The following is a 14,176-nucleotide window of genomic DNA, read 5'->3' as shown; positions in this document are numbered from 1 at the left end:
TTTTCTGTTTTTCTGTTTTTCTGTTTTTCTGTTTTTCTGTTTTTGATGAGGATCAAGTAAAAATCAACACATGTCAACAAACCCCGCTAAAAAATACTCTCCTCAACAACAAAAAGATGAAGCTTCATCAATCCCAATGATATCCTGTTTAAGACTAAACGATAGCACTTTAAAACAGAACATGAAGACAGTCGTACCCCAAAAAAACAAAAAACTTTCTCTCTTCTCAAGAGCCAATCAGCACAAAGAAGCGTATCAAAGCAAGCAAAAAAAGAGGGGCAATAATGCCCCTCTTTTTCATAAAAAATCACAATATATTATGGGAGAATGCTCCCAAAAGGGAAATAGTTTAACAAACAACGAACAGCACAGTTTTAACATTACACTTATTGAACTGTCCTTTATGGATTATGATTGTTGCACCGATTTTCTAAATGCCTACACCATCTGTATAAATTTCCAAGTGTATCTGCAAAAGATACCCTTTGTTTTATGCGCAAAATCTGCTTTTGAAGGATTTTCTGATTTCAGAATTTCTCAGGCTGTTCTGACAACAAAAAGAGCCCCTCACCCTAAAAAGTAAGAGCAAATGATCATCCTCTTTGCAATTTTTACCTCTTTGAACATTTTGTTTTCTCTTCTTAAAAGCTTAGAAAAGTATTTTATTGTTCTTTGATCTTTTCAAAAGATTCTTGGAGATTTTTCAATTGTTCTTCGAATGCATCCATGCGGGACGAAATTTGCTTAATGCCTTCAGTTTGTTTTTCATTGAAATGATTAAAATCTGTATAGATTTTCGTCAACAAAGCATTCAAAGGAAGATGCCCCATTCTCCCACTGGCATAAATAACCACGCGAATACGTTCGGGATCATTAATATCAGCGATAGAAAATGGAAAAAATGCCATGATGTTTTCTCCTTTTTATGCACAATAAAATGGCTGGATTGATAAATTTCAGCGCATTTTGACCAACGCAGATGTGCATAATGCAAACCATGCTGCACATTGCTTAAACAACTTTTTAAAATTTTTCTCTATGGAAGATTTCTGCAAGGAGCTTTGCGAGATTAAATCTCTTTTTTCATAGCAAAAATTTGCATTCTTTTCTTTACATTTTGTAATTGTAAAAGTTTTAATTTTCACGTTTTAATAGCATAAACAACGGCCATATTGACAGGGCGCGTTTCATTATCTCCAGTTTCGTCTGTTAAAAATCTGTGCTTATGTTGGCCTGCAAATGAAGTCGTATCTTCTTTATCTGTTAGATAACATATAAGATAGTTCGGATTTGGAGCCTCGTGGAGAATTCCCTTCTTTAGCCCAGGAATATTATGTGAATGTCTACCTACTTCATCTGTCCATCCCCTATGAGAATGGGCTTTAAAACTATCTTTTTGGAAACTTCCTAAGCTGCGTCCATAATCCAGACCTCTTCTATTATCCAGTCCACGCAAAAACACTCCACGCAAATCTGGAACATTGAATGTTCCGTAACTATCTCCACTTCCCCATGTTTCACCAATAGCCGCAAAAAGTTCTGGATACTCGTCTCGCAAATAATTACTACCATCGCACAAAAGCCAACCTGTAGGCATTTTTTCCATGGCAAATGTAGCAATGAATCCTGGCGGGAAAGTTTGAAATGAATGCGTTGGATTTGTTAAAAACCAACCAGAATTATTCAGTCCAGCTATATCAGAAGAATAGATCAGTTCATAAATTCCCCCGGTTTGTATTTCTTTACCCTTTAAAGGCGCGATTCCTTGTAAGGTCATCTTATAAACGGCCTGAGCAGGTAAAGAATTTAAAGAAATAAATGTTTTTGCCCTATTCTCATCTGTAGCCTTGAAACGCACAATGATACCATCCACATAAGATTCAATAGAAGACTTTGTGTTCAAATGAATGGTTGTTCTCTCTCTTAAGTCTTCATTGATAAACTCTGTATCAATCACCCCACCATGATCTAATAAATATTCTTTGATGCGTTGCATCATCACACGGGCACTATCATTCACTGAACTTGGACGTTGTCCCTCAGACCAATTTATGCTTTCATCAGCGTAAGCATTTTCTGGTGCTAAAAGCGACCAATCATAAATCGAACTCATAGAGTATATCCTTTTTGTAAAAAACGAAAACGGGCAAAGAGAGAAGAAAAGAAAGCGGTAATTTTATTTTTAGGCGTTCTTATTTTTTCCATATGAAGGCCAATTTTTCCATAATCCACATGCAAGAGTTTTGTTTGTGCATTTACATAAACAGCATCAGGTTTTAAATGCAGCACTTCTTGCGCAAGAACACCGCAATAACGTTGTGGATTGCCTTTATAATTAAAGGCATAGAGCGAATAACCCTTTTTCTTCCCCATAGGCACAATATTTTCTTTTGTCCTCACATCAGAAAGAGAGAGAACCCCTCCTACCAATCCAACCAATTGCTGTAAATCACGCAATGGATCTTGTGTAACCGAAGGCATTGTTGTTGTCTTTCCTACTTTTGTTCCATAATTTCCTGCGGCTTGGGTTCCTATTTGCAACAATTGTTGCAGTTTGTTCCATCCTTGACTATCCTGTTCTGTCCATTTTTGACGCTCTGCATCCAAGACATTTTGGCGGTACATATCTTGAATCAATCCACCTTTCAAAGCATTGTTTTGTGCGTTATTTTGTCCTTGATAATAGGTATTCGCAGCGTTAACCTGGTCATATGATGAACGATCAATCATCTGGTTGGCATTCATCATATTTTTGACATCTTGATTATACTGCTGCGCTGTTGCATTTGTTGCCAATGCGCCAAGTTCATCAGCGAGCACTTTTGTATGCGCACCGGATCCATATCGCCCCGCCCCTGACATAACTTGATTAATCGCCTCAGACGTTGTATTGAGGGCGTTTTGCAACGCAGCATTAAACTTATTATTGCCTCCAATCCAGTCTCCCTTTGCCATATTAGAGAGATTGGCAGTACTTTGCGTTGGTACATTGAGCCAATTTGTCAGAGCTGGATTATTATATTGCGCAGCAGTTTTTTCTAAACCGCTCAGAGCATTTTGGGTCATAGAGCTAGGAGCAGCGACGCGTTCACCCTGATAAACATTCCCACCAATCCCTTTATTATAAAGATTGAGTGCATCAGCACTTGTTTGTTTTAGGATATCAGCCATCCATGCTGGAGGTTCATTTTTTTGTGTTGTTGTTTGTACCTGTGGTGTTGTTCTTCTACTCATGAGACCAGAACCTTTCTATAATGAATAAGATTGAGAGAATATCCGTGATGGGCAAGCTGTTTAGCCCATCCCCGTCTTCCAAGCATGAGCACTTCCTCAGCATTGATTGTTCGCGCCCATTTTTCGATTTCATCAATCAATGGGACCAATTTCAGTCCTCCCTCTCCAGCAAGATCGGAAAGGACGACACGTTTTTTTCCTGTATGGGTCACTTCAATTTTGGTAATTGCGAAAGCGCTAAATTGGGTTTTCTTTTTTAAGCCAATCCACAATTGTGCTTTTCCGGTAGCAAGCTCTTCAGCGATTGTTGCCAAACAAACATCATCAGGAAATCTCTGAGCGTATTTTTTCAGCGCAGCATTAAGTTCATCATAATAGCGTGCGATTTTTTTCCATGCCCATTGCTCTGTAAGATAAACAGAATAAACATTTTTACTGTCTCGTTGCACTCTCATCATTTTGGTTCTTTTTACCCTTCAGCACTGCAAACGGTACACTCTATTTTATGTTTCAATCACAAGAACAAAAGGCATGGGTGACTCTGACAAACATTCTCACCAATCCAAGAACACCCCGCTATTATATGCTTTTTACTCAATGCATTGTTCTTGAATAAAAGCCCTGCAACCACATCGTTGAGACATAGTTCACCGCATTACCGCATGCCAGCAGAGCTCAACTCCACATCAAACCCCGTGATACGAGACCAATTTACCCCCTCAGGTATCCGCAGTTTAAAACGATAAAACCGCCCTCTCGCACGATAATGAATTTTCCCCGTATTATGTGAAGGCTGTCTTTCTGGTAGCCATATAGTTTTCTCTTCAAGGGATTGGCGCAAACGCATCCCGACAGACAAATAAAATTCTCCGCTATTCACCTGAGGCATAATATTTTTGACTCGTGTTATCATACCATTTGTCTGTCCCATTTCCTGTGATGTCACCACACAAGCCATAGGAGGACCAGAAAATGATCCAAGTCTCCCCTGTTGATCAAATGCTCCAAGAACTGGTGCCTCATTTTGCCAAGCTTTACTGTCAAGAGAAAAGGTTAAATCATCAATACTCTCTGAAATTCGATCAAGCCCTTCTAGAGTGGATCCGATTGAAAAAATAGGCAAAATCATTTCGGTATCGACGATAGCTTTGGTCCATTTTTGCAATCCCCAATCATAGACAAGCAAGACGCGTTTTTTTTTCGTTTCATCGGTACCAATCATCCAATAAACGCGGTTATAAACGCCATCGATAGCAGCAGTTAAATTAGAAAGATCATAACGACTGACCAGTGAAGTGATCGTTCGATTCACCTTTTCAAAGCCAATTGATATAATCTCTCCGTCATGGGTTATCTGATAAAAACCACCTTCATCTGCAAAAAAGGCCAGATCCCCTCGACAAACGATAGATTCAGTGTTTTTTGCACCCCTTTTGTCATGTATCTTTTGGAAACTGAAGATCACCTTTGATCCTGGGATAAAAGAACCGGCATAGATTGCAGAGCGCATAAAAATGATTGGATTTGTTGTTTCAGTTGCCCCTTGCACAGATCCACCATCGGGAAAATCTTGATAATCGCAGCTTTTTTCTCCAACTGTCCACCATTCGGCATCATTCAATCCAGACCAATGGACACGTCTTGGATGATCAGCCAATTTCATCAGACAAACGAAATCTCCCCAAACCCGAACGATTCCCGCTTGCGGTGGTTTTCCCCTTAAATTTCTAAATTGTTCATTCCGTTGAATGTCCATGACTTGCGGTTTATCATTGGCATTAACCGCAATGACATAATCACCAAACAAAGCAAAAGACCATGGAGTATCAATATTTGCCAGATAGGGTTTTCCCTTTCGGCTAATATCTTTCCAACTCATTGTGATATGATCGAGAAGGTAAATTTTTTTTCCTGTCCCAACAATAATAATCACACCTTTTTTACTTTTAACAGCAATAGCGCCTAAAATGGTATCAGGACAAGGCTCTGACAGAGGTGTAAAGCTTGGCATAGGAATATAGGATCCATCAGCCGGCAAAACATTGACAAGCTCATCAGAAAACATGCTATTGATATCAGCAATATCAGGTCGATAATCAGCGATTGGGAAAAAAGCCATTTAAGCCCTCATGAGAAGAATATTTAAAAACCTTATCCGTATAATATTTCAAAACGCCAAGGCTTGTTTTTGTTTGAAAAGCAAGAACCTTAAAAATGGATCAGGGCAAAGCCCAAACAGAGAAGCAAAGCTCCAATGAGAAAGATACAACGCCCTGAACCAGCAGCACAGTGATGTGGAACAAAAGCTCACCCGGCTCCCGCCATCGCCCCTAGCCACAAGCCCCAATGATCAAAATCCCGAGGGCATCACAAGCTCAACCATCTGCGCGCAATACCAACGAACAGCACATTAAAATCCCATTGGAACAATGTTAGAAAAATCTTTTCGACGTGATGTTTCAAATTGCAAAGCTTTAAGCTGTTCTTGAAAATCATTAAAAGAAACTGCAGCATATTCAGGATCTTTGAGGATGTTTTTATAGAGCTCATATTTCGCACGTGCTTTAACGAGATCAAAAGCATGGAGCAACCAAGGATTATCCTCTTCCATCACAGTTACATCTCCCAGATGCATAGGATCATAAGAAACACATATGATTTCAACATCTTTTGGTGTTGGAAAGAGCCCTATTTTTTTCTCAAAATAGCTATAAAAGAGAGGAGTTCCCTGCAACGGTTGCTCTCCATATTGTTTTTTCAACACTTCAAGAGATTTAGGAATAAGTTGTTTTTGCATAGCGCCATGTTCTCCTAGAGACACGGACTCAAGCGCTTTTTCTAATTCAAGAAAGAACCCATCTTCTTTTCCATACCAAGTTTTTCCACTTTGTGTTTTAAAGGTCAGCTTTCTTTTTTCGTTGAAGAAAAAAGGCTCCCGTTCACAAAAACGCAAAGCAGTTAAAATGGAATCTTGAATTTGAACAGAATACTCAGCTGTTGTATCGTCAATTTCATCTTGAATAAGCGTAACCATATAAGCAAAAGTTTTAGAATGTTCTAAGTGTTTTAGATAAAGAGAATTGGAATTAGGAGATGAAACAGTCATAAGCCATCATAATCCTTTTGCATGTGAAAAATTTGAAATGATCCGCAACCCTAGTAATCTTTGTTGCTTTTTCATGAGATGTTGCGCTTTTGACATGTTTCTCTCACGCAATATTCTCTTGAGGAGCAAAAAGCGAAAACACTCCTTAAGCTTGTAGAACTCCATAAGTTTGACTTACAGACGATATGCGAAATCTAAGAACGCTGAGAACCCCTTGTGTCCTGTTTGGCAAATAGCCAAAAATTTTTGCAGCAACACTGAACGCGCCTTAAGAGTGAAGAGCTCTTCGCCCCATTTATAGCACATAGCCCCCTCATCTTTACCAAAAGCCTCTCTGATTTTTTCCAAAAGCAATAACAGCATTGTGTGCTCCCAAAAAAGAATACGATAGACATGAAACACAGCATGTTTGTTGCGCCAGCTTCCACACATTCCCCGCTCCCATACATTCTATGACATGCTCCCACACCTTCCGTGACATGTTCTTCCTCACGCAAAACACTCCCATTATACATACCAGCGCTCCATCATAGAGGATGTTTTAATGCAGTTTCTACGCTAATATCCAGCCACTATTCTGCTTCTCTCCCCCCCAACAAAATGTTGTGCTGAGGGGAAAAGGCGATAACAAAGCTTAAGCGGGTGCTCCATAAGTTGGGATCACGATAGTACCGAAATCCTGAGCGCCTTGCGTGCTGTTTGGCAAATTGTAGCAGGTTTTTTTCATACCAATAATGGTTTTTGCCGCAACACCGAACTCACGTTCATAGTCAAAAAGCTCTTCGACCAATTTATAGCGTGTAGCGCCCCGATCTTTACCGAAAGCAATGACAGCACTTTGTGCTCCCAAAAGAACAGCACGGCGGACATTAGGCACAACATTGTTTGTTGCCCCAGATTCCACACCTTCCGTGACATGTTCAGCTTCACGCAAAATAACCCCATTATACATACCAAGTGACCCATCATAGAGGGGATTTTTGATACGGCTTCCATTATAGATTGCCTTTGTAATATCAAGCCACTGTCCAGCTTCTGTATTGGTTCTCAATTGCGTAACCTGAGTTGGATGGAGATAAAGCACATAAACGTTTTCCCCATCAACACGGACTGGTCTGATTTTGGGATTTGCCAACTTAGCGCGTTCAACAGCTTTATCGATTAACTTGAGATCAAAAACATCACTTGCTTTCAAATCTTCATCTTTTGTTTTTCCATTGGGGCGTACAACGCGTTTATCTGTTGGTGCAGTTGGTGCATTAAATCCGTAATGAACGGGTTTAAGGTTAATGCTCCGTCCTTCAAAGTTAATGGATTTTGCAGTATATCCACAAACTTGAATAAAGAACATCATACTGAGACGATCAGCATACCAGTCAACCAAACCATTTTTAGCTTCTGTACGCAAGTCGTGCAAAACGCGTTGTTGGTCGATTGTTCCTTCATTTTTAACACGCACCGCGTGAACGAGTTCATTAATTGCCAGGCGATCATTAAGGAATTGCAGTGCTTCTTCATTGCCTTCAAGAGCTTGTCCTTCACTCACGCCATCGCCATACAGTTGCACACGCAATCCAAAGCTAATAGCATCACCACTTGCTTTATTTGTTTCATCCTTTAATTGCACGATACTGTTGGAGTCTTTTCCGATTAACGGTGCAATAGGAATCGCTTTTGAAACTTCTTGGTTTAGAAGTTTAGACCACGTGCGGACAGCTACTGGGTCATTCAATCCGATATAAGTTACGGTCATTTTGTCCTCTTAAGATTATAGATATAAAAAATCCGGCACAAAGCCGGTTGTTGACACTCCACATTTTTCATTTTCAGAGAGTGGATTAATTATTGTGTATTTTTCATGGTATTCGCTGAATAGCTTTTTCCTCCCCCCTTGAAAGGTTTTCTCTGAGCGTTTCCGCTTTAAGAGATACCCTCTCTATTTTTATCTCCCCAGACATAATGGACCTTCAAAGGTTTGTTTCAGCATTTCCGCTTTGAGAAATTTTCAGCCCACATGCCTTCCTGTGAGGAAATTCCCCCACATGTTTCTGCGTTAGAGTTCTGCTCCACCCATTAAACGGTTAAAAGCGGCTTTGTTTTTGGGATCAGTAATCCAAATACTAAATTCTGCTTCTGACATTTTATCGAGCATATCCAAAGAGATAGGACCACTCGGAGTGAGACCATTATAAGCCGCTAATGTCCGTGCAGAATTGTGTCTTTCTTGTAAATTTTCTACATTCTCATTTGGGGCGCTCCCATTTGGGGCGCTTGTATAGCCAATTTTTTGTGCCATACTATAGAGCACTTCGGCAGGATTTTGTTTTTTTTGCACACATTCGTACAAGATCTGCTTCAGCTCATTTCCAATCACGGCATCAATAACTTTTGGATCGTTCATTTCAGGATAGAGCGAAGTCAAAGCAGCCAATTGCTTAGCGCGTGTCTCATAAACAAAATCAGCAGCTTTATCAAAGTCATGATGTTTTTGTTTCACATGAGAGACGGATTCCTGATAAAAATTGTATAGCTGATCTGCTTCGGGAAGCGTAGAAGAAGGTTGTTGTTTTGTTTGCAACACTTCCTGTTGGTGCTGCATTTTTCCCAACCATTGCATATATCCCATAAAGTCTTTTTGCGGATCAGGCGGTCCTTCTTTTTCTGCGGTTTTTACAGCATTTTGTGCTTGCGCACTTTCTTTTTGTATTTCCTGATATCCATTACCATTTTCTTCAAGAGGTTTTTCACTTTGTATCCCAGCACTTTCTCTGTTTTCTTCCTCATGGATTGTGGAAAGAAAATCCTGTCTCAATTGGTTTTGTTCTGCTGACGTTAAGTGTTCTTGATCCATGATGTTGGCCTTTTCTTTTTCGAGCAATAAGATGCTCTTTTCGGGACTAATTTTTTCAGATGCACGCGCTTATTTTTGCGTATTTGCCATTTGCAAAACTGTTTGCATCATACGTGCGACATCAGCATTTTGGCTGTCATGTTCTGGAACCTGTTGCTCCTCTTGGGGAAGGTTCTGCTTTTGCACCTTGATAGCAATTTTATGAATAAGCGACGCAGGAAGTGGTGAATACCGTAAGAGGTCGAGCATAATATCTGGCGTTGCGAAATTTTGCATCAAAGGAAGCAACTGCATGATAATTGCAAATGTCCGTTCTTTTTCATTGAGGCTTGTAGGCGCATCATCAACGACGATATCATATTCCAAACTGGTGATCATTTCACGTGTCAGCGGAACATATTTTGCATTTTCGTCCCCAGCGATACGCACCAAACGCCCATCGGAAAGATAGTTTTGGATAAGATAGAGAATAATTTTTCCCTGTCGTTGTCGATATCTGCGCAACCCATCAAAGAAAGATGCCAACAGATTGAGTGAGGATTGACGGCGCTGTTCTTCAAGGATTCCAGGTTGGTTTACAGCCCGTGTTCCAACAAATTCAGGAGACAATCCTGTCACTTGTGTAATGGCGCTTTTTGCTTCATTAAACAATTGGAAAAAGCCTTGAGGAAATTGCGGAACAGGTTTAGGTTGGATTTTTCCTCCCAAAACGGCACCACTTTTAAGCCAAGTAATACTGTCTGCTCTTGCCCAGCTTTCCATGGCTTGACGATCATCATCGAAAGCATCACGCTCAGCCATAATTCCACCTTTTGATTGGCTATTGAGCAGATGCATCACTTGACTAAAATATTTATTCGCCCAGCGTTGAGGATCTTTTGCTGCTTTTACAATGCCGTAAAACTGTCGACTAGACTTATCAAAAGTTCCGGTAATGCATTCCCACCCCAATTGATTTGGCGGGACCAATGGCTTATCGGGTGCCTCGAGCAATTTTTTTCCTAAGAAGGCACGTTTAACAACTTTTCTTGTCAATCTTGTTGCTTGGAGTGCAGGAAAATCTTTACACAAATTTTGAAAATCTTGTTCTGAATAATCGGTATATCTTCCGCTTATCGGATCAAGAACTTTGTAAATCACTTCGCGTTCGAACCACCGGCATTCCACCAAAGTAACCATTTTTGGGCTGGAAGTCTCTCCACATTCATCGTCATTTCCAATATAGCTTTGCATTTCAGCACTGCTTGTTGGATGTAAAAAGGTATGATGCCTTACCCAATCGGCATCAAGAACACTCCAATGAACATTTGGAAACATTTCCCGCGCCACGGCCAATGGTTTTTCATCAATATACCACACGCGTTGCGCATCAACCAAATTTGGTTTTTCGGCACTTGCATCCCAAACCATTTTCATTGGATCTAGTCGAGCAATGACGGGTTTTCCTTGCGGATCTTCTTCATAGTCAAGACGCGTATCTGTCCACCCCATTCCGCAAATAATAGCATCTTGAAAAGCATCGGAATCTTCGTACTCTCCGTCCGCTTCATCACGAAACCATTCGGCCGCTCCGGTGAGGATTTGGTTTGCAAAAGCAGCGCCTTCTTGACGCGGAATAAATTGCACTTGTCGTTTATTATTGCGCTCTGCTCCGATTACAGCATTGATCAAAGGGGCAATGCGATTAAAAGTCATGACGGGCCTATTTTGTTCCCGCAACACGGCTAGGTCTTGTTCATTCCATTGGCGTCCATTGTAAAAATCGTAGTCTTCTTGTGCATTTTTTCGCCATTGTTCAACATGAGCGATATCATCCTGATACCAACGCACAAGTTTTTTAAAGAGCGCTTGCTGTTCAAGCATTTCGAGTGAATTACAAGAATCTGTAGAAATATTCATTAAAAAGCCATCCATGAAGTTTGAGAATGGTGAAAAGAAGGACGATAAACATTTTTTTGAGGTCTGGTATTTGGCTGTTCATAAGCCACACACATGAGTCCGAAACTATCGGCACCATGGCTTGCCCAATCATGTTCAGCACCCAATCCGATATTGCGCTGTTCATCACGTTTTTCGTGATACCAAGCGAGAGCTTTTCGCCCAGCGTGTGTTGTGTCACGATTAAACCATATAGCAGGAAACAACCGCCTTACGGCTTCAATCCGCATTTTAACGGCGCCAACTCCTTGGTTAGGAATAACTTTAGTCTGGAAATTGGCTTGCTGGAGAGCACTTTCAAAGCTCACATTATAGACACGATCTTTTGTTGCCCCATCATGAGGCAAAACCATCAGGGCCTTATCATAACCTTTTTGGAACACCCATCCGAGATGTTCTGAAAGAGGTTGTCCCTGTGCTTCATAATAATCAAGCACACGGATTTGATGTCCGATAAACTGAGCAACCCACAAAGCGGTAGCATCCGCTTTTGCTCCTGTCCCTCCGATATCCCAAAAGATTTTGATTTGGATAAGCGGATCACGTGGAACAACGGTAATTCGCCCTTCTTGTTCTGCTTCCAACAGTGCTTTTTGGTAATAAGCGCCTTGAACAGCTTGAAGATATTCGCCTTCCCAAATATGGTTATATTGCTCAGGTCTTTGTTCCAAATCATCCTTCCGATCACGATTAAGTTTTTCGGGAAATTGAGGATTATCACGCCAATTAATTTCTGCACCTTTGATATTGGGATTGTTGACATTTCGGAAACGTTTTTCGACGGGTGCATTTTCTCGAAGAGGGTTCCATGTAACCCATAATTCGGCATTCCACTCATTTCCCTCTTCGCGCAAAGTAGGGATAAGCGTTTGCCAAGCGGTTTCCGTAACGGGTTCAGCTTCATCAACCCAGCAAAGAAAAACGCGTCCCATTGATTTAACACTTGCGATATTGCGATCAAGCCCCACAAAAGCGTAAACGATACGTCCATCTTTTGACTTGATATATTTATCGCCAATTTCATAATAATCTTTGAGGAATGGATAAGATTCGATAGCACGTTTAATTTCTTCCAAAGAGCTTTCATTGAGAGAGTTTTGAAATTGCCGTGCACAAAGGATAATCCCGCGTTCCCCGGCTTTACCATGGCGATATCCAATTACAGCAGACATCAAAGCAAAGGAGCGTGTTTTTCCAGAACCACGCCCTCCCCAAGCAGCGCGCACATCAGCTTTTCCGGAAAAAACGGGAATAAGCTTTGGAATAAGAGCAATTTGAGCGGTTGTCATAAATCCTCAAAAACTACATTCTCTAGACGCCATGCTCTTCTGGTATCCCTCTTCCAAAGTCACCTCCAAAAGTCACCTCCAAAGGAAGAACACCCAAAAATCAGCGAAAAAGCACCCCCACAAATAGGTCCCTTAGGAAGATCCTCTTAAGCACACCCCATCAAGAATATCCCCTTAAGTATAGCCTTCTCAAGCTCAAACGTCTCTTCAAACCATGCTTTCAAACGCCGCAATTTTCGACTTCCCCAAAAACAGAGCCCCAAAAACAAAGACAAAGAAACAATTCGCAAACACAACATCTTGCAGCCCCCCTCAAACAATACTTGCGCACATACACCCGTTAAGACACAAGCCTCCTCCGGTCTTTCCACCTTCAATTCTCTTAAGGTATGCACCCATTTTTTGAGAACAATCATTCTCAAGGAGCACAGGCTTCAGATCTTTTCATCCGCAGAAGCAGTATCTTTGGGAGGAACTGGTACAATTTCAACACGGGTGATTTTAACATCTTCTCCAGCATCTCCAGTAACTTGAAGAGGCAAAACCTTAGCAAGAAGCGAAAAAAAAGGTACAGGATTGTTCAGTGCGTGATATTGGAGATAAGAGACTAACCCATCCTCACCATAGTGATATCCCGCTTGTTCAGCAGCTGTAAGAAGCGCTTCATTGAACCGCTTTGTTGTTTTATTCCACGCTCCTTTTTTCCGCCTTTTTTGGCGCAAAGGAAGGCAAGGTTCATTTGCCATCACTATGTTCCTTTAAATAAAGAGGAGCTGAAAGCATGTCATAAAAAATGACATAAAAACCAACACCCTCACCCTCTTTACCAAAAAAAAAGACCAAAAAGGGAATAGTTTAGATAATCTTTGCCCGATTATGCACCTCTCACGCAAAGATTGCCTAAGTAATCCCCTTCTAAAATCTCTCAATCATTTAACTTAAAAGAAACCACACAAGTCCCTTATTCACCTAACCAATAGATGCATAGAAGGTGAAACAGCAACAATAAAGTACGGCCAAAAAACAAACGACGAGATACATTATAATCGAACTATCCGAGGAAGATGGATGAAAGAATATTGTGGTCAACCATACCCTCTCTAGAAAAAAACTTTTTGTCAGATTTCCCTAAAAGAAAATTCTCTCTAAAGATCTTTCATCCATCTGAGGGAACGAGAAAACCTCTTTCAGATTCCTCTAAAGCTCCCCCTCTAAAATCTCTCATCCATCTTCCTCAGATAACGCAATTTTTATAAAGGGCCGTTATTCTTTTTTACTTTATTGTTATTATTCTTGCTGCCTCTGCTGCTTCTTCACCTTCTATACATCCATTGGTTAGATGAGTAAGGAAAGCTGTTCTAGAAAAACTCTTTTTTAAATTCCTCTACCTCTAAAAGAGAACCCTTCTAGAATCCCTCAAATCGACTACACGAAAACATGAAGACAGAATTGCCCCCCTTAGACGCAATAGAAGCTGACTCTATAAATATGGTTCAACCAAATCTGATTCAATAAAACACAAGGAATCATAAACCAATAACTGCTTATTGGCACAATCCTGCGCATGAGACACCATAAAAGCTCTCACTTTTAAAACCGCAAGATTTTGGAAAACCACAAATTTTACAGATTATTTACAGCATTACTTTAGAAGCTTTACCAAACAGGACACGCTTCACAGGACACGCTTCACAGGACACGCTTCACAGGACACGCTTCACAGGACACGCTTCACAGGACACGCTTCACAGGACACGC

The 14,176-nt window shown here is 40.7% G+C and carries 12 protein-coding genes; all 12 read right to left on the bottom strand.

Translation table 11 applies throughout. From position 1 onward, the window contains the following. Positions 1-662 precede the first annotated feature (662 nt). Positions 663-908 (bottom strand): hypothetical protein, encoded by a 246-nt coding sequence (locus tag MCS_RS06495; protein ID WP_004856615.1) that lies wholly within the window; start codon positions 906-908, stop codon positions 663-665. Between the two features lie 233 nt (positions 909-1,141). After that, positions 1,142-2,113, bottom strand: a complete 972-nt coding sequence (locus MCS_RS06485) for a tail fiber protein (RefSeq protein WP_004856614.1) — start codon at positions 2,111-2,113, stop codon at positions 1,142-1,144. Continuing rightward, positions 2,110-3,234 (bottom strand): tail fiber domain-containing protein, encoded by a 1,125-nt coding sequence (locus tag MCS_RS06480; RefSeq protein WP_004856612.1) that lies wholly within the window; start codon positions 3,232-3,234, stop codon positions 2,110-2,112. The genes MCS_RS06485 and MCS_RS06480 overlap by 4 nt, the downstream gene beginning before the upstream one ends. Continuing rightward, complete coding sequence (locus MCS_RS06475; protein WP_024864268.1) at positions 3,231-3,689, bottom strand: hypothetical protein; 459 nt, start codon at positions 3,687-3,689, stop codon at positions 3,231-3,233. The genes MCS_RS06480 and MCS_RS06475 overlap by 4 nt, the downstream gene beginning before the upstream one ends. A gap of 200 nt (positions 3,690-3,889) precedes the next feature. Beyond that, a complete protein-coding gene (locus tag MCS_RS06470) occupies positions 3,890-5,353 on the bottom strand; it encodes a hypothetical protein (RefSeq protein ID WP_004856608.1) in 1,464 nt (487 codons plus the stop codon). A gap of 291 nt (positions 5,354-5,644) precedes the next feature. Continuing rightward, positions 5,645-6,340, bottom strand: a complete 696-nt coding sequence (locus tag MCS_RS06465; protein ID WP_004856607.1) for a phage adaptor protein — start codon at positions 6,338-6,340, stop codon at positions 5,645-5,647. A 174-nt stretch (positions 6,341-6,514) separates the two neighbouring features. Then, entirely contained in the window at positions 6,515-6,772 is a 258-nt protein-coding gene (locus MCS_RS06460; protein ID WP_004856605.1) for a hypothetical protein, read from the bottom strand. A 202-nt stretch (positions 6,773-6,974) separates the two neighbouring features. Further along, positions 6,975-8,093 carry a N4-gp56 family major capsid protein gene (locus tag MCS_RS06455; protein ID WP_004856604.1) on the bottom strand — a complete coding sequence of 373 codons (1,119 nt, stop codon included), beginning with the start codon at positions 8,091-8,093 and terminating at the stop codon, positions 6,975-6,977. A gap of 300 nt (positions 8,094-8,393) precedes the next feature. Continuing rightward, positions 8,394-9,191 (bottom strand): hypothetical protein, encoded by a 798-nt coding sequence (locus MCS_RS06450; protein ID WP_004856601.1) that lies wholly within the window; start codon positions 9,189-9,191, stop codon positions 8,394-8,396. A gap of 69 nt (positions 9,192-9,260) precedes the next feature. Further along, positions 9,261-11,090, bottom strand: a complete 1,830-nt coding sequence (locus tag MCS_RS06445) for a portal protein (RefSeq protein ID WP_004856600.1) — start codon at positions 11,088-11,090, stop codon at positions 9,261-9,263. Then, on the bottom strand, positions 11,090-12,418 hold the full coding sequence (locus MCS_RS06440) for a PBSX family phage terminase large subunit (RefSeq protein WP_004856598.1): 1,329 nt from the start codon (positions 12,416-12,418) through the stop codon (positions 11,090-11,092). Before MCS_RS06440 ends, MCS_RS06445 begins: the two co-directional genes overlap by 1 nt. A gap of 434 nt (positions 12,419-12,852) precedes the next feature. Continuing rightward, positions 12,853-13,164, bottom strand: a complete 312-nt coding sequence (locus MCS_RS06430; protein WP_004856596.1) for a hypothetical protein — start codon at positions 13,162-13,164, stop codon at positions 12,853-12,855. Between the last annotated feature and the right edge of the window lie 1,012 nt (positions 13,165-14,176).

The sequence above is a fragment of the Bartonella doshiae NCTC 12862 = ATCC 700133 genome (genome assembly GCF_000278155.1).
Taxonomy (GTDB): Bacteria; Pseudomonadota; Alphaproteobacteria; order Rhizobiales; family Rhizobiaceae; genus Bartonella; species Bartonella doshiae.
The sequence above is the reverse complement of the archived record's forward strand: the minus strand, read 5'-3'. Positions and strand labels throughout refer to the sequence as shown.